General features: G+C 62.7%; 14 protein-coding genes. 3 read left to right on the forward strand and 11 right to left on the reverse strand.

The window, feature by feature from the left end; genetic code table 11:
- Window positions 1-116 precede the first annotated feature (116 nt).
- The gene (locus tag A3M3_RS0117750; protein WP_028267459.1) at window positions 117-800 is read left to right on the forward strand and encodes a vitamin K epoxide reductase family protein; all 684 of its coding nucleotides are present in this window, start codon (window positions 117-119) and stop codon (window positions 798-800) included.
- Between the two features lie 71 nt (window positions 801-871).
- Here the strand turns inward: A3M3_RS0117750 and ndk are convergent, their stop codons facing one another.
- The 6 genes from ndk to A3M3_RS0117780 all read right to left on the reverse strand — a co-directional run bounded on the left by ndk (window position 872) and on the right by A3M3_RS0117780 (window position 8,012).
- Window positions 872-1,291, reverse strand: coding sequence for a nucleoside-diphosphate kinase (gene ndk / locus A3M3_RS0117755; RefSeq protein ID WP_028267460.1), 420 nt, complete (start codon window positions 1,289-1,291; stop codon window positions 872-874).
- 53 nt (window positions 1,292-1,344) lie between these two features.
- Complete coding sequence (locus A3M3_RS0117760) at window positions 1,345-1,797, reverse strand: DUF4233 domain-containing protein (protein WP_028267461.1); 453 nt, start codon at window positions 1,795-1,797, stop codon at window positions 1,345-1,347.
- A 2-nt stretch (window positions 1,798-1,799) separates the two neighbouring features.
- A complete protein-coding gene (locus A3M3_RS0117765; protein WP_028267462.1) occupies window positions 1,800-3,161 on the reverse strand; it encodes a bifunctional folylpolyglutamate synthase/dihydrofolate synthase in 1,362 nt (453 codons plus the stop codon).
- A gap of 3 nt (window positions 3,162-3,164) precedes the next feature.
- A complete protein-coding gene (ileS, locus tag A3M3_RS0117770; RefSeq protein ID WP_028267463.1) occupies window positions 3,165-6,518 on the reverse strand; it encodes an isoleucine--tRNA ligase in 3,354 nt (1,117 codons plus the stop codon).
- A gap of 328 nt (window positions 6,519-6,846) precedes the next feature.
- On the reverse strand, window positions 6,847-7,605 hold the full coding sequence (locus A3M3_RS0117775; RefSeq protein WP_028267464.1) for an SDR family oxidoreductase: 759 nt from the start codon (window positions 7,603-7,605) through the stop codon (window positions 6,847-6,849).
- A gap of 29 nt (window positions 7,606-7,634) precedes the next feature.
- On the reverse strand, window positions 7,635-8,012 hold the full coding sequence (locus A3M3_RS0117780) for a DUF488 domain-containing protein (protein WP_028267465.1): 378 nt from the start codon (window positions 8,010-8,012) through the stop codon (window positions 7,635-7,637).
- Window positions 8,013-8,075: 63 nt separating this feature from the next.
- Here A3M3_RS0117780 and valS point away from each other — a divergent pair, with 63 nt between their 5' ends.
- On the forward strand, window positions 8,076-10,754 hold the full coding sequence (gene valS / locus A3M3_RS0117785; protein ID WP_028267466.1) for a valine--tRNA ligase: 2,679 nt from the start codon (window positions 8,076-8,078) through the stop codon (window positions 10,752-10,754).
- A gap of 413 nt (window positions 10,755-11,167) precedes the next feature.
- The gene (locus tag A3M3_RS0117790) at window positions 11,168-12,043 is read left to right on the forward strand and encodes an Fpg/Nei family DNA glycosylase (RefSeq protein ID WP_028267467.1); all 876 of its coding nucleotides are present in this window, start codon (window positions 11,168-11,170) and stop codon (window positions 12,041-12,043) included.
- Window positions 12,044-12,082: 39 nt separating this feature from the next.
- Here the strand turns inward: A3M3_RS0117790 and A3M3_RS0117795 are convergent, their stop codons facing one another.
- The 5 genes from A3M3_RS0117795 to tig form a co-directional block, all read right to left on the reverse strand.
- Window positions 12,083-12,697 (reverse strand): mycothiol-dependent nitroreductase Rv2466c family protein, encoded by a 615-nt coding sequence (locus tag A3M3_RS0117795; protein WP_028267468.1) that lies wholly within the window; start codon window positions 12,695-12,697, stop codon window positions 12,083-12,085.
- Between the two features lie 80 nt (window positions 12,698-12,777).
- Window positions 12,778-14,064 carry an ATP-dependent Clp protease ATP-binding subunit ClpX gene (gene clpX, locus A3M3_RS0117800; protein ID WP_028267469.1) on the reverse strand — a complete coding sequence of 429 codons (1,287 nt, stop codon included), beginning with the start codon at window positions 14,062-14,064 and terminating at the stop codon, window positions 12,778-12,780.
- A 184-nt stretch (window positions 14,065-14,248) separates the two neighbouring features.
- A complete protein-coding gene (locus A3M3_RS0117805; RefSeq protein ID WP_028267470.1) occupies window positions 14,249-14,908 on the reverse strand; it encodes an ATP-dependent Clp protease proteolytic subunit in 660 nt (219 codons plus the stop codon).
- Between the two features lie 36 nt (window positions 14,909-14,944).
- On the reverse strand, window positions 14,945-15,565 hold the full coding sequence (locus tag A3M3_RS0117810; protein ID WP_028267471.1) for an ATP-dependent Clp protease proteolytic subunit: 621 nt from the start codon (window positions 15,563-15,565) through the stop codon (window positions 14,945-14,947).
- Window positions 15,566-15,808: 243 nt separating this feature from the next.
- Complete coding sequence (tig, locus tag A3M3_RS0117815; RefSeq protein WP_028267472.1) at window positions 15,809-17,179, reverse strand: trigger factor; 1,371 nt, start codon at window positions 17,177-17,179, stop codon at window positions 15,809-15,811.
- Between the last annotated feature and the right edge of the window lie 2 nt (window positions 17,180-17,181).

Genomic DNA, 17,181 nt, shown 5'->3' on the forward strand with positions numbered 1-17,181 from the left:
GTAAAAGCTTCCGAGCCGCAAGCTTCCCTGGCGGCGTCCCCCAGCCGCCGCGGCTAGAATCCTCCCAAGAGCAGTCCCCGGCCCTGTGCCGCTTTCTCCAGAAAAGGACACCCATCATGCCGAGCCCCGCCAGCCCGAACCTGGCCAACAACGATGCCCGTCGCGAGGGAAAAACCTCGGCTGGGAGTGACCCATCCGAGGCGACCGTGCCGCGGATGCTTCGCGACCGGCCCTTTGCGTGGCTCCTGCTCCTCACGGGTGCTGTTGCCTGGCTGGCATCCGGCGCACTTGTCCTGGAGAAACTGCAGGTTCTTATCGACCCCAACCACGTCACGCTCTGCGACGTCAACCCGTGGGTGTCCTGCGGCAGCGTCATGAAGACTCCACAGAGTTCGGTCTTCGGTTTTCCCAACATGTTCATCGGTATTGTCGCCTTCGCAGTGATCATCACCACTGCCATGGCGATCTTTGCAGGGGCCAAATTTGCCCGCTGGTACTGGATCGGGCTGCAGACCGGCGTGACCCTGGGCTTCATCTTCATCGTCTGGCTTTGGTCCCAGGCCCTGTATGTCATCCACATCCTGTGCCCGTTCTGCATGGTGGTGTGGGCCTGCATGATTCCGCTTTTCGTGTTCGTGACCGTCAGGAATGTGGTGCATGGTGTCATTCCGGCGCCCGCCCGCCTGGCGAAGATCCTGGGCGAATCCGGCTGGATCATTTCCGCGCTGCTCTACGTCGGCGTGATTGCGAGCATTTTCTTCGCCTTCATCAATGTCTTCATCGGAACGTCCGGTTACTGAGCGCTACACAGCGGAAGGGGCCCATGTTCGCGTGAACATGGGCCCCTTCCGGCATTGGTCTTGGCGTGAAACTACGCGCCGAACCAGATCTTGATCTCACGCTCGGCGGAATCCACCGAGTCGGATCCGTGCACCAGGTTCTGCTGCACGGCCAGACCCCAGTCGCGGCCGAAGTCGCCGCGGATGGTGCCAGGCGCCGCGGTCGTCGGGTCCGTGATACCGGCGAGCGAACGGAAGCCTTCAATGACGCGGTGACCCTCGAAAATGGCCACGACAACCGGGCCGCTCAGCATGAATTCGAGCAGCGGCTCGTAGAACGGCTTGCCGACGTGCTCTTCGTAGTGCTGTTCCAGCAGTTCGCGGGTGGCGGTGACCTTCTTCAATTCGGCCAGGGAGTACCCCTTGGACTCGATGCGGGCGAGGATGGTGCCGCTCAGGTTGCGGGCGACGCCGTCGGGCTTGATCAGTACAAGGGTGCGCTCAATGCTCACGGTTGCTCCAATGTTGAGTGTGCGGGTTTCCCAGCTAGTTTACGGGGTTCGGCTTAGGCGGACTGCCCGGTGGGGTCTTCCCCGTGCGCGGCGTTCCACTCGGCTTGCTCGCGATCACGCTGGGCGTTTTCGCGGTCAATCCTCATGCCGGCCCGGATGCCATACCACCAGCACGCCGCGAACAGGACCCCTACGACGAACATCGTAGGCTCGGCGATTCCCGTGAGAACCAGCACCAGCTGCAATGCCCAGCCGGTGCCGATGCCCCACGGCTTGCTGAGGACAGCACAGGCCAGGACCAGCACGACGCTCAAAGCGATGCCGAAGCTCAGGATCAGCGCCGGCGGCACTTCTCCGCGCTTCAGGCCAAAGACCGCCAAGGTGGCGAAGAACGCGACGAACGCTTCCAGGAGGAGCACGGTCGAAGCGAACATCACCTTGGTGGACCGGCGCTGTTTGGGCATCCCCGGGCGCCATTCCCGCTGCGCTTTGGTGAGTTTAGCCATGCTCACGCACCTGTCTTTCCGAGGAGCATGCGCGCTTCGGCCACCACCGTGATGGAGCCCGTGACGAGCACGCCGCCCGCCAGGTCATCGTTGGCTTCAGCCCTTTCCACGGCCCATTCGATGGCGTCGTCGAGCTTCTCGGCAATATGCACGTTGTCCGCGCCGAAGCCCAGATCGACGGCGAGATCGGCCAGCTGCGCGGCGGGGATGGCCCGCGGTGAGTTGGACTGGGTGAAACAGAACTCCTCTGCCAGTCCACCCAGGGACTCCTTGAGCTGCCTCAGGATTTCCTCCGCGTTCTTCTCCTTCAGGATCCCGATGACCACCACCAGCTTGCTGAAGCTGAAGGCCTCCTCGATCGCCTCGGCGGAGACACGGATGCCATCAGGGTTATGTGCGGCGTCCACGATGATCGTGGGAGCGGTGCGCACCACTTCAAGACGGCCCGGCGAGGTGACATTGCCGAAAGCCTCGCGGAGCACATCGGCATCCAGCTCCTTCTCGCCGCCCCCGAGGAACGCTTCCAGGGCGGCGACGGCGACCGCGGCGTTCTCTGCCTGGTGGGCGCCGTGCAAGGGCAGCATGAGGTCCTCGTAGCGGCCGGCGAGTCCCTGGATGGTCAGGACCTGGCCCCCGACGGCCACGGTGCGGGACTCCACGCCGAATTCGACGCCTTCAAAGCGGAACGGCACACCGACTTCGCGTGCCTTCTCCAGAAGCACCTGAGCGGCGTCCACCGGTTGGGCGGCGCTGATGAGGAAGCCACCGGGCTTGATGATTCCGGCTTTCTCGTAGGCGATATCCTCCGTGGTGTCCCCTAGGAGATCGGTGTGGTCCAGGGAGATCGGAGTGATCACCGAAACCTGTCCGTCGCCCACGTTGGTGGCATCGGTGATGCCGCCCAAACCGACCTCCATCACGGCCACATTGACGGGCTGGTCAGCGAAGATCGCAAATCCCAGGATGGTCAGGCACTCGAAGTAAGTGAGCCGGGGCTGGCCCTCTGCCTCGAGTTCCTTGTCCACGATCCCCAGGTACGGGTGGATCTCGTCCCAGATCCGGACGAAGGTCTCATCCGACACCGGCTCGCCATCGATGCTGATTCGCTCGGTGACCTTGGTCAAGTGCGGACTGGTGTAACGGCCGGTGCTCAGGCCGTGTGCGCGCAGCCCGGCCTCAATCATGCGGGCGGTCGACGTCTTGCCGTTGGTACCGGTGATATGGATAATCGGGAACGCCTTGTTGGGCTCCCCCAGCACGTCCATGGCCCTGTACAGGGGTGCCAGCCGCGGTTCCATTTTGTTTTCCGGGGCGCGGCCCAGGAGTTCGGCGTAGACGCTTTCCACGGAGAATTCGTCGCTCATGTACTAGGCCTCGATCTTGGTAACGGTGATCTGCGGCTCGGCGGCGTCGCCGGAGACGACGGGGTCGAGCTTGAGGGACAAGGTTTCGGTTTTGACCAGGTCTTCATTGGCGCGCAGGGCGTCAACAACGTCATGGCTGGCCAGAACCGTGGTGTGGATGCGGTCGCTGACATTGAGTCCGGCGTCCTTGCGGGCTTGCTGGATGGCACGGACCATGTCGCGCGCCAAGCCTTCAGCGGCCAGTTCCGGAGTGACCTCGGTGTTCAGGACCACGAAGCCCCCGTGAGGGAGGACAGCGACAGCGGTCGAGGATCCGTCAGCCGCTTCAGCGACGACGGTTTCCAGGGTGTACTCCTGCGGTTCCAGCTCAAGGCCGCCGGAAACAACGACTCCCCCAACGCCGTCGATTGTTTGCACAGACCAGTCGCCGGATTTGGATCCCTTGATGGCTTGCTGGACGTTCTTGCCCAGGCGGGGGCCCGCCGCACGGGCGTTGACCACGAGTTTCTGCTCGATGCCGAATTCCTCCGGCGAGGCCGTCGCGGCGTCCAGGAGCCGGACGGAGCGCAAGTTCAGTTCATCCGCGACGACGGCGGCGAAGCCTTCCAGAGCATCCGCGCCGGGTGCCACCACGGTGAGTTCCTGCAGCGGCAGGCGAACGCGAAGGTTGGCGGCCTTGCGCAGGCTCGAACCGGCAGAGCAGATCTGCTGGACGCGGTCCATGGCCTCGACGAGGTCCGGGTTCGCAGGGAACTGTGATGCCTCCGGCCAGTCGGCCAGGTGCACAGAACGTCCGCCGGTGAGGCCGCGCCAGATTTCCTCGGAAACCAAAGGCAACAGCGATGCCGAGACCCGGCAGACGGCCTCCAGTGCCGTGTAGAGGGCGTCGAAGGCGTCGGTGTTCTCGTCGAAGAAGCGCTGCCGGCTACGGCGCACGTACCAGTTGGTGAGCATGTCCAGATAGCTGCGCAGCTCATCGCAAGCGCCGGAAATGTCGTACGCGTCCAGGCTGGAGGTGATGTTGCGAACGAGGTCCCCGGTGTTCGCCAGCAAGTACTGGTCCAGGGTGTCCGTGTAGCCGTCGTAACGCAGCTTGGCGTCGTAACCGGACGGTTGCCCACCGGCTGCGCCGGAAGCGTTGGTGTACAGGGTGAAGAAGCTGTACACGTTCCATAGCGGCAGGATGACTTGCCGGACGCCGTCGCGGATTCCCTGCTCGGTGACCACAAGGTTGCCGCCGCGCAGGATGGGGCTGGACATCAGGAACCAACGCATGGCATCGGAACCGTCACGGTCCAGGACCTCGGAGACGTCCGGGTAGTTGCGCAGGCTCTTGGACATCTTCTGCCCGTCGGAACCCAGGACGATGCCGTGGCTGATCACGTTGCGGAAAGCCGGGCGGTCGAAGAGGGCCGTGGACAGGATGTGCAGCATGTAGAACCAGCCGCGGGTCTGCCCGATGTACTCGACGATGAAGTCGGCCGGATTGTGCGTGTCGAACCATTCCTGGTTCTCGAACGGGTAGTGCACCTGGCCGTAGGGCATGGAACCGGAATCGAACCAGACGTCCAGGACGTCTTCAACGCGGCGCATCGTGGACTGGCCCTCTTCGGGAGAGCGGGGATCGTCCGGGTTGGGCCGGGTCAGTTCGTCGATGAACGGGCGGTGCAGGTCAACCTGGCCGTCGTTGTTCAGCGGCAGGCGGCCGAAATCGGCCCGCATCTCGGCGAGCGAGCCGTAAACATCCGTGCGCGGGTACTCCGGGTCATCGGACTGCCACACAGGGATGGGCGAGCCCCAGTAACGGTTGCGGCTGATGGACCAGTCGCGGGCGTTGGCCAACCATTTGCCGAACTGTCCATCCTTGACGTTGCCGGGGATCCAGTTGATCTCCTGGTTCAGCTCGGACATACGGTCCTTGAACTTGGTGACCTCGACGTACCAGGAGGACACGGCACGGTAGATCAAGGGGTTGCGGCAGCGCCAGCAGTGTGGGTAGCTGTGCTCGTAGCTGGCTTGGCGGACCAAGCGTCCGGCGGAGCGGAGGGCCTGGGTGATCGGCTTGTTGGCATCGAAGACCTGCAATCCGGAGATTTCGGCAAGGGGTCCATGCGCGAACAGGGAGAGGAACTTGGCGCCTTCGTCGACCGAAAGCACCACGGGGATACCGGCGTCCTCACAGACTCTCTGGTCGTCTTCACCGTAGGCCGGCGCCTGGTGGACGATGCCCGTACCGTCGGTGGTGGTGACGTAGTCTGCTACGAGGAAGCGCCAGCCGTTCTGCGTGCCGTATTTCTCGGTGTCGGAGAAATAGTCCCAGAGCGGTTCGTACTCCAGGCCGGCCAACTGGGAGCCCGTGTAGCTGGCGGTGACGGCGGCAGTAGCGGCAGCTACGCCATCGGCACCATCACCGTACCCCAGGTCCTTGGCGTAGGTGCCGAGGAGATCGGCAGCCAACAGGAAGCTGCCTGTCACCGGAGCCTCCGGAGAGGCGGCCTTGATGCCGTTGGGACCGGCCGGAACCACCGCGTAGGAGATGTCAGGCCCGACGGCGAGCGCCAGGTTGGTGGGCAGCGTCCAAGGGGTCGTGGTCCAGGCGAGCGCCTGCACGCCGGCGAGGGACGTGGAAAGTTCCGACTCTCCTGCCTTGATGGGGAAGGTCACTGTGACGGTTTGGTCCTGGCGGTTCTGGTAGACATCGTCGTCCATGCGCAGCTCATGGTTGGACAGCGGGGTCTCGTCTTTCCAGCAGTACGGCAGGACGCGGTAGCCGTTGTAGGTGAGGCCCTTCTCGTGGAGCTGCTTGAAGGCCCAAAGGACAGACTCCATGTAGTCGACGTTGAGGGTCTTGTAGTCGTTGTCGAAGTCCACCCAGCGGGCCTGGCGCTTGACGTAGCTCTTCCATTCGTCTGCGTACTTCATGACGGAGGCGCGGCAGGCGTCGTTGAACTTGTCGATGCCCATCGCTTCGATTTGGGTCTTGTCCGTCATGCCCAGTTGCTTCATGGCCTCGAGTTCGGCGGGCAGGCCGTGGGTGTCCCAACCGAAGCGTCGCTCGACGCGCTTGCCGCGCTGGGTCTGGTAGCGGCCTACCAGGTCCTTGGCGTAGCCGGTGAGGAGATGGCCGTAGTGGGGCAGGCCGTTGGCGAAGGGAGGACCGTCGTAGAAGACGAACTCGTTGCTGCCGGGGTGCCCACCGGGAAGATCGGCGCTGCGTTGGTCGATGCTGGCTTGAAACGTGCCGTCCTCATCCCAGTACTTGAGGATGCGCTCTTCGATCTCCGGGAACTTCACGGAGGCGGACACCCCCGCGGAGGTGCCGGACGGCGTTGTGGAGGCCTTAGGGTAATGCGTCATCTCTTCATCCTGGGTTGAGCCGGTGAACACGAAGTTTCATTCAGGATGCGAGGACGGCCCCAGGCTGTTGATTCCAACAGCGCCGGTACCGCGGTACCACCTCACTTACCGCCGCTGGTGCTGCTCCATGTGAAGGGAGCTGTTCCGGCGACGGCCGCTCATTGCTGCTGTGACGGGCTTACCCGTCCGGTTCTACTGACCCCGCGGTGCCGGGGGCGTTCTTCCGGAAGCTCACCGGTGATGTCCGGGTCAAAGCTTGTGCCACAAGTCTAGCGGCAGCGGCGCCGCGAGCTCCACTTGGCAGCATGGAGCGTGGGGCGCCGGGAATCTAGCCCTTGCGGATCAGCTTATGGGTGGCGGCCTGCGCCACCGGACGGATAATGATCTCGTCCAGGTTGATGTGGTGCGGCAGCGAGACCGCGTACTTGACGACGTCGGCGACGTCCTCCGCGGTGAGTGGCTTCTCGACCCCGGCGTACACCTTGGCGGCCGCATCGGCATCGCCGAGGCGGTTAAGCGCGAATTCCTCGGTACGGACGAGTCCGGGCGCCACCTCGATCACGCGGATGTTGTTCTCGGCTTCCTCCAAGCGCAGGGCGCCCGTCATTCCGTGCTGGGCAAATTTGGCCGCGTTGTATCCGCCGCCGCCCTCGTAAGCGGTGAATCCCGCCGTCGAGGTCAGGTTCAGAACGGTTCCCTCGCCGTGGGCCCGAAGCATCGGCAGGAAGGCACGGGTCAGCTTCAGGGTGCCGAGGACGTTGACTTGGTACATCCAGTCCCAGTCTTCGCTCTGTGCGTTCGCCACGGTGTCTGCGCCACGTGCGCCGCCGGCAATGTTGATGAGGGTGTCGGCTCCCCCGGCCTGGGTGACGGCAGAAAGCAAGGCGGCCACGTCGTCGTCGTCGGTGATATCTGCTGCGAACGGCACGGCGCCGGTCTCCGCGCCGAGTGCCGCAAGCCGCTCCGCACGGCGGGCGACGGCGAATACCTTCCAGCCGTCTGCGGTGAGGGCCCGCACTGTGGCCTCGCCGATTCCCGTGCTGGCGCCGGTCACTACTGCGGTCTTCGTCTGTGCTTCCTCAGTCATGGCACCACCCTAACGCGGGATGCTGCCGGTCATGAGTCTGCCTGGCCCGCGCCCAGCAGGAACTCCAGCAGCACCCGGGCGTGGTTGGTCTCCGGATCCCTGGCTCCGTAGAGCAGCGTCACGCGCTTCTTGCCCGCCGCCAACTCCAGCAACTCCTCCACCGCGGGATTCTTTTCCAGTTCAGCTTCGTAGGCCTCGCGGAAGTGCTCGAACCGCTCCTGCATGTGCGCAAATTCCGTCCGCAACGGCGGCGACGGGGCGATGTCCTTGAGCCAGAGATCCAAACGGGCGCGTTCTTTGGACACTCCCCGCGGCCAGAGCCGGTCCACGAGAACCCGGTAACCGTCGCCGTCGTCCGCCTCGTCGTAGATGCGCTTGATCACCAAAACATCTTTGAGTTCCGCCATGAGCCGCATGCTACTGCATGCCCGCGTGCCGCGGAACAAAGGGGGCCATGAAACAATTGGCGCATGGCTGAATCAACGCAGGGTACAGACACGCCCGCCACCGCCCCCATCAACGTTCCCGACAAGCCGGCCCTTGAGGGCCTCGAGGCTGCCCTTACGCAGCGTTGGCTGGACGAAGGAACCTACAAGTTCAACCCGGACACCACCCGGGAGCAGGTCTATTCGATCGATACTCCCCCGCCAACCGCATCCGGTTCGCTCCACGTGGGCCACATGTTCTCGTTCACGCAGACGGATGTCCAGGCCCGCTACATGCGCATGACCGGCAAGAACGTGTTCTACCCGATGGGCTGGGACGACAACGGCCTGCCCACCGAGCGTCGCGTCCAGAATTATTACGGCGTCCGCTGCGATCCCGCCATTCCGTACAACTCCGACTACCGCCCGCCGGCACAGCCAGCGAAGAACCAGCGGGATTTCGACGTCGTCTCCCGCCAGAACTTCATCGAATTGTGCGAGGAACTCGCCGTGGAGGACGAGAAGGTCTTCGAGAACCTGTTCCAGACCCTCGGCCTGTCGGTAGATTGGGACCTGAGCTACCGCACCATCGACGACACGTCCCGAGCAGTCTCCCAACGTGCCTTCCTCGCGAACCTGAACGCCGGGGACGCCTACATGGCCGAGGCTCCCACTCTCTGGGACGTGACCTTCCGGACTGCCGTCGCTCAGGCCGAGCTAGAGGACCGCGAGGTTGCCGGAGCGTACTACCGCTACCCGTTCTTCACCGCAGACGGTGAGAAGATCTTTATCGAGACCACGCGTCCGGAACTGCTCGCCGCCTGTGCGGCGCTGGTGGCAAACCCCGACGACGAGCGCTACCTCCCGCTGTTCGGCAAGACTGTGAAGTCTCCCCTGTTCGACGTCGAGCTCGAGGTCAAAGCCCATCCGCTCGCCAAAGCGGACAAGGGCTCCGGCATCGCCATGGTCTGCACCTTCGGCGACCTGACCGACGTCACCTGGTGGCGCGAGCTGCAGTTGCCCACCCGCGCCATCATGGGCCGCGACGGCCGCATCATCGCTGAGACACCGGAGTGGATCACCACCGACGCCGGTAAGGAAGCCTACGCCGCGATCGCCGGCAAGACGGCGTTCTCTGCCAAGGAGACCGTGGTGGAGCTCCTTAACGCCGCCGGCTTGCTGGATGGCGAGCCAAAGAAGATCACGCACCCGGTGAACTTCTTCGAAAAGGGCGACAAGCCCCTTGAAGTTGTCACATCGCGGCAGTGGTACATCCGCAATGGCGGACGGGACGAAGACCGCCGCGAACGGTTGATCGCGCGTGGACACGAGATCGAGTTCCACCCGTCGTTCATGCGCTCCCGCTACGAGAACTGGATTTCGGGCCTGAACGGCGACTGGCTTGTTTCACGCCAGCGCTTCTTCGGCGTTCCGATCCCCGTCTGGTACCCGCTGGACGCCCAAGGCAATCCGGACTACGCAAACCCGATCCTGCCGTCCGACGAGTCGCTGCCCGTGGACCCCGCCGCTGACGCGGCGCCGGGCTTCGACGAGTCCCAGCGCGAGCAACCCAACGGCTTCATTGGCGACGCCGACGTCCTGGATACCTGGGCCACGTCTTCACTGACCCCGCAGATCGTGGGCGGCTGGAGCCGTGACGAGGAATTGTTCGGCAAGGTCTATCCCTTCGACCTCCGTCCGCAGGGCCACGACATCATCCGTACCTGGCTCTTCTCCTCCGCTGTGCGTGCAGACGCCTTGCAGGACAGCGCACCGTGGAAACACGCCGCCATTTCGGGCTGGATCCTGGACCCGGACCGCAAGAAAATGTCCAAATCCAAGGGCAACGTGGTTGTTCCGACCGATGTCCTGAACGAATTCGGCTCCGATGCGGTCCGTTACTGGGCCGCCTCCGCCAAGCTCGGCGCGGACACTGCCTACGAGATTGCCCAGATGAAGATCGGCCGCCGACTGGCGATCAAGCTGCTCAACGCCTCGAAGTTCGTGCTGAACCTGGGTGCCACGGAAAACTCCGTTGTCGGCGCGGATCTGTCCGCCCAGACCAACCCCTTGGTTGGTCTCCCCCACGCGGAAAAAACGCCCGCGTGGGGACCCCTGACCAACCCCTTGGACCGGGCATTGTTGGCGCAGCTGGCCGACGTCGTGGCACAATCCACCCAGGCGTTCGAGAACTACGACTACGCCCGCGCACTGCAGATCACGGAATCCTTCTTCTGGCAGTTCACTGACGACTACGTGGAGCTCATCAAGGACCGTGCCTATGGTGCTGCCGGCGAAACGGAGCAAGCCTCTGTGCTTGCGGCCCTCGCCACCACATTGGATGCGCTGTTGCGCCTGTTCGCACCGTTCCTGCCTTTCGCCACAGAAGAGGTCTGGAGCTGGTGGCGTGCCGGTTCCGTCCACCGTTCGGCGTGGCCGGCAGCCGTGGAGATCGTCGACGGCGACACCACCCTGCTGGGCACCGTCGGCATCGCCCTCAGCGGCATCCGCAAGGCCAAGTCCGAGGCAAAGGTCAAGCAGCGCACGGAAGTTCTCCGGGCCACGATCAGCGCGGGAGAGTCCTTTGTTGCACAGCTGCAAGCCGGCCTGGGCGATCTGAAGGCCGCAGCCAACGCGCAGGAGATCTCACTGGTGGCCGCTGACGGCGAACTCACGGTGAGCGACGTGGTCCTGGCACCTGCCGAGGAGCCCGCTCAGGCATAGTCTCGAAGACCCGGAGTATCCGGGCGGTGCCTGGACGCTTTCGGGCAGTGCTTGGAAGCTTGCGGGCAAAGGGGAAGCCCCATCAGCGTTTAGCCGTTGGTGGGGCTTCGACTTTTCGGCTGTCCGGTAACGACTGACAGTCTGGCGGAATCCTCAGACTTTCAGGTCTTCCTACCTCGTCACTGGTAGCTTGTATCCAGCTTTGCCGAAGGCTGCGTCAGACACATATCACTGAATCTTTGGTTTCCGCGTCCCTCTTCTTTCGAAGTGGGTAAGTACTATTCTTGACCCGCTCCCCAGCAAGCACAAGCCCTCTTCAGGAACTACTGGCATGTAATTCCGGCGGTCGAAACGGGCTGTTTGACGGGTCCCAAGGTTCTGGCCATTTGGATGCTTTGTGGCACAGTGTTGCTATGCCAGAACTTCCCGAAGTAGCCGGGCTAGCTGCCTTCCTGGGCAGGAATCTTCTCGGCGCCGAACTGACGAAGATCCAGATCACCTCCTTCGCCGTGCTCAAGACGGCGGATCCGCCCTACTCGGCCTTGGAGGGCCGGAAAATCGTCGGGGTGGAGCGTTTCGGAAAGTTCGTCAGTCTCGACGCCGAGGGGATCCAATTCATTTTCCACCTCGCCAAGGCCGGCTGGTTGCGCTATACAGAGCAACCCTCGCAGACCCATTTGCGGATGGGTGGCAGCAATATCGCGGCGAGGCTCAGCTTCACCAAGGGCGACGGCTCAACGCACGTGGGGGTGGACCTGACCGAGGCCGGAACGAAGAAGAGCCTCGCCATCTACGTGGTCCGGAGCCCCCTCGACGTCCCTGGCATCGCGGCGCTCGGCCCGGACCCCCTTAGCCCCGAATTCACGGCAGAGACTTTGGCCGGGATCCTTGCCGGCAGCTCGCACCAGATCAAGGGACTGCTTCGGAGCCAAAGCGTCATCGCGGGTATCGGCAACGCATATAGCGATGAAATCCTCCACGCCGCCAGAATCTCGCCCTTCGCCATCTCCAAGTCCTTGGACAGGGACACAACCCAAGTCCTCTATGAGTCCATCGAGGGGGTCTTGGGTGCAGCTGTCGCCGCCGCGGTCGGGAAAGCTTCAAACGAGCTCAAAGACGCCAAGCGGAACACCATGCGGGTTCATGGCAGAGCGGGCCAGCCCTGCCCCGTATGCGGCACCACCATCCGCGAAGTGTCCTTTGCGGACACCGCTTTGCAGTACTGCCCCGGGTGCCAGACAAACGGAAAGATCTTGGCGGACCGCAGAACGTCGCGATTCCTGAAATAGCCGTGCAGTGCGTGGTTCAAACGACTGCAAGGATTCGGGCTAGTTGAATTCGGGGCTCTCCGTGCGGCTGCGCTTGAGCTCGAAGAAGTGCGGGTACCCGGCCAGCGTCACCGCGGCATCCCAGATTCGGCCGGCTTCCTCGCCGCGGGGAATACGGGTCAGGACGGGCCCGAAGAAGGCAGTGCCGTTGACAGAAACAACCGGGGTGCCGACGTCCTGGCCTACCAGCGAGATACCCGCTTCGTGGCTGGCTCGTAGCTGGACATCGTATTCCTCGGAATCGGCAAAGCGGGCCAACTCGGCCGGCAGACCGGTTTCAGCCAGTGCCTTGGAGATGACCTCGGCAAAGTCTTTGATGCCTTCGTGGTGAATCAGGACACCCATCGCGTCGTAGAGCGGCTTGGTGTATTTGTCTCCGTGCAAGTCTCGGGCCGCAATGATGACGCGGACAGGGCCCCAACCCAGCTTCATCTTTTCGGCGTACTCAGCGGGCAGCTCCCGGCCCTCGTTGAGGACGGAGAGACTCATGACGTTCCATGTGGTCTCGATGTCACGAACGTCTTCCACTTCGCCAATCCAGCGGGACGTCACCCAGGCGAAAGGGCACAATGGATCGAACCAGAAATCAACCTTGTTGGCGGTCTGTGCGGGCACAGGGAACTCCTTGGATAGCACGTACGGGGGGCGGTTGACCGGAAGAATCTGGGTCCGGCACCAATCATGCAAACCCCAGGCTAGGCGGACTTATTCCGACGCTTCGCCACGACCTCGTGCGCGATCATGGTGGGCTGGCCCTTCTTGGTCACGGCGTCTGCAGTGATGACGACGCTGGCGATGTCGTCCCGGCTCGGAAGATCGAACATCACCGGCAGGAGCACTTCCTCCATGATGGCCCGCAGACCACGGGCGCCGGTACCGCGTTCAAGGGCTTGGTCGGCGATCGAATCCAGGGCGTCGTCGTCGAACAGGAGCTCCACGCCGTCCAGCTGGAACATCTTCTGGTACTGCTTGATCAGGGCGTTCTTGGGCTTGGAGAGGATTTGGATGAGTGCCGATCGGTCAAGGTTGGAAACCGTGGTGATTACAGGCAGACGTCCGATGAACTCAGGAATCAGCCCAAACTTGAGCAGATCCTCCGGCATCACCTCACCGTAACTGTCCACGTTGTCCTTGACCTCATTGAGCGGGGCCCCGAAACCAATGCCCTTGCGGCCTGAGCGCGATCCAATGATGTCCTCCAAACCGGCAAAGGCCCCGGCAACGATGAACAACACGTTGGTGGTGTCGATCTGGATGAATTCCTGGTGCGGGTGCTTGCGTCCGCCCTGCGGCGGAACCGAGGCTACCGTGCCTTCCAGGATTTTCAGGAGCGCCTGTTGCACGCCTTCGCCGGACACATCACGCGTGATTGACGGGTTCTCGCTCTTGCGGGAGATCTTATCAATCTCATCGATGTAGATGATGCCTTGCTCGGCCTTCTTGACGTCGTAGTCCGCGGCCTGGATGAGCTTCAGCAAGATGTTCTCAACGTCTTCGCCCACGTATCCGGCCTCCGTCAAGGCTGTGGCGTCAGCGACGGCGAACGGTACGTTCAAGCGGCGCGCCAAGGTCTGGGCCAAGTAGGTCTTGCCGCAGCCAGTGGGGCCGATCAGGAGGATATTGGATTTGGCGATCTCCACGTCCTCGTGGTGTCCGCCCTCGCCAAGACCGGTCTTTGGTGCGTGGCCTGCCTGGATGCGCTTGTAGTGGTTGTAGACCGCGACGGCGAGGGAGCGTTTTGCGGGCTCCTGGCCAATGACGTATTCCTGGAGAAAATCGAAGATCTCCCGCGGTTTGGGCAACTCGAAACTACCAAGATCCGATACTTCCGCGAGTTCCTCTTCGATGATCTCGTTACAGAGTTCGATGCACTCGTCGCAGATGTATACGCCGGGCCCGGCAATCAGCTTCCGAACCTGCTTTTGGCTCTTTCCGCAGAAAGAACACTTCAGCAGATCCGTGCTCTCGCCAATCCGAGCCATGTGGGAATCCCTTCGTTTCATGCGGGTGGTGCAGCCCCGTACCAATCCGCCGAATTGGCGGGATCGCAGCGGGGGCGCCACCATGACAACTTCCACTGTAGGACACAATGGGCTGCTTGGGTTGAACCAGAACGCCGATGCGGTCCATATTTCCTGAACCGCACCGGCGTCGAATTCTTACCAGTTACCTGGCGATCGCCTGGGGCTTGATCTTGCGGGAATCGAGCACCTGGTCGATCAATCCATAGTTCATAGCTTCCGCGGCAGTAAGGATCTTGTCGCGCTCGATGTCGTTGTTGACCTGTTCAGGCGTCCGGCCAGAGTGCTTGGCCAGCGTGTCCTCAAGCCAGGAGCGCATACGCATGACTTCCGCGGCCTGGATCTCAAGATCGGAAGCCTGTCCGCCCTGGCCGCCGGACAGCGACGGTTGGTGGATCAGAACCCGCGCGTTTGGCAAGGCGAGGCGCTTGCCGGGCGTACCGGCCGCAAGCAGAACAGCGGCCGCACTCGCCGCCTGGCCCAGGCAAACGGTCTGGATCTCCGGACGAATGTACGTCATGGTGTCGTAGATCGCAGTCATAGCGGTGAACGAGCCACCCGGGGAGTTGATGTACAGAGTGATGTCACGGTCCGGGTCCGTGGACTCGAGCACCAACAGCTGGGCCATGATGTCGTCAGCGGAAGCGTCGTCAACCTGAACACCGAGGAAGATGATGCGGTCCTCAAAAAGCTTGGTGTACGGGTCCTGGCGCTTGAAGCCGTAGGGGGTCCGCTCCTCGAACTGCGGGAGGACGTAGCGGCTGGACGGGAGATTACCGGCAGACCATCCAAAGTTGTAATTCATTTTATTGCTCCTGATCTGAATGTTTCTTAGTGCCGGTTACTTCTCGGAATTCTCGGAATTCGAAGCATTGGCCGTTCCGCCGCCGCCGGCGACCGATCCCGCGTGTGCGGCGATCTTGTCGAAGAAGCCGTACTCGAGCGCGTCGACCGCTGTGAACCACTTGTCGCGGTCGTTGTCCTTGAGGATGGTCTCGACGGTCTGGCCGGTCTGTTCGGCGGTCAACTCCGCCATGACCTTCTTCATGTGCAGGATCAACTCGGCCTGAATCTTGATGTCCGACGCCGTGCCACCGATACCGCCGGAAGGCTGGTGCATCAGGATGCGGGCGTTGGGCGTGGCGTACCGCTTGCCCTTGGTGCCCGAAGAGAGAAGGAACTGGCCCATGGAGGCCGCCAGTCCGGTGGCAACGGTTACGACGTCGTTCGGAATGAACTGCATGGTGTCGTAAATAGCCATGCCTGCGGTCACCGAGCCGCCAGGAGAGTTGATGTACAGGTAGATGTCCTTCTCCGGGTCTTCAGCCGAGAGGAGGAGGAGCTGGGAGCAGATCGCGTTGGCATTCTCGTCGCGGACTTCGGATCCGAGCCAGATGATGCGCTCTTTCAGCAGGCGGTTGTAGATGTAATTGTCTTGGGCCGCTGGATCGACGGTTGCCATCCGGGGAGCCCCTGCTTGCTGTGACATAAGTACTTACCTCTCGCTGGTGACAGGGCCATTGCTGAACTTGCCATCCCTGATCTTCACTACTTGGACACTAACCGTTTTCCACGGCGATTTGTTCTCCCAAATCGCGCTGTTCGCTGACGGCGCACGATTGCGGAAGGGCGCGCTTTCCATGCTTTCCGGGCTTAAACCAAGCCGCCCCCGGATCCTAGGATCCGGGGGCGGCTTGAGGCAAAACTAGAACTTCACTGCGGCAGGATCGTCGCTCGGAACAACGTCTGCTTCTTCGGCTTCCTCGACAACGGAAGCCTCTTCGCCTGCGGGGCGCACGAAGTCGCTCAGGTCGACCTTGTTGCCTTCGGAGTCCACAACCTCGGCCTGGCCAAGGACAACCGCGAGAGCCTTGCGGCGGCGAACCTCGGAAACCATCATGGGTACCTGGCCGCTCTGATCGATGATCTGGGCGAACTGGTTGGGGTCCATGCCGTACTGGCTTGCCGTGCTGACGATGTAGTCGATCAGCTCGTTCTGGCTGACGCTCACGTCTTCCTTGTCGGCAATAGCGTCAAGGATGATCTCGTTCTGGAAGGCACGGGCAGCGTTGGCCTTGACCTCGGCGCGGTGCTCTTCGGTGTCGTGGTCGCCTTCGCCGTGTGCGTTCTCCGGGTTGAAGTGCTGCTCGAGCTGCTCTTCAACAACGGAGTCCGGAACCGGGACCTCGATGATTTCCACGAGCTTGTCGAGGACCTTGTCGCGGGCTTCGACGCCCTGGCCGACGACCTTCGACTGAGCAGCCTGCTTGGCTAGGTCTTCACGCAGTTCGGCAAGGGTGTCGAACTCGGATGCCAACTGGGCGAAGTCGTCGTTGGCCTCAGGAAGCTCGCGCTCCTTGACGGTCTTGACGACGACCTTGACCTGGGCTTCCTCGCCGGCGTGGTCGCCGCCGACCAGCGTGGTGTTGAAGATTGCTTCCTCGTCGGCGGAAAGGCCGGTGACGGCCTCGTCCAGGCCCTCAAGCATGGTGCCTGCGCCCACCTGGTAGGAAAGCCCGGTAGCCGAGTCGATTTCGGAGCCGTCGATCGTAGCGGTGATGTCGATCGTCAGGAAGTCGCCATCGGCGGCCGGGCGGTCAACGGACTTCAGCGTGCCGAAGCGGCCGCGGAGTTCGTCCAGCGCCTTGTCGACGTCGGCGTCGGAGGAGTCCGCTGCGGCAACCTCGACCTTGATGCCGGCGTAGTCGGGGAGTTCGACCTCGGGGCGGACGTCGATCTCGACCTGGAACTTCAGCTCACCGTCGGTCGAGGTCGGGTCCGGAACCTCCGTGATCTCAACCTCGGGACGGCTCAGCGGGCGAACGCCGGTTTCCTGCACGGCAGCCTGGTACCAGCCGTTTAGGCCATCGTTGATGGCGGTCTCCAAGACATAGCCACGGCCAACGCGCTGGTCAACCAGCTTCGCGGGAACCTTGCCCTTGCGGAACCCGGGAACCTGGATCTGCGAAGCAACGGTCTTGTAAGCGGCGTCGATGCTCGGCTTCAGTTCCTCAAAGGGAACCTCAACGTTGAGCTTGACCCGCGTGGCGGTGAGGTTCTCGACAGCGCTCTTCACAG

The organism is Arthrobacter sp. MA-N2 (assembly GCF_000517125.1).
Lineage (GTDB): Bacteria > Actinomycetota > Actinomycetes > Actinomycetales > Micrococcaceae > Arthrobacter > Arthrobacter methylotrophus.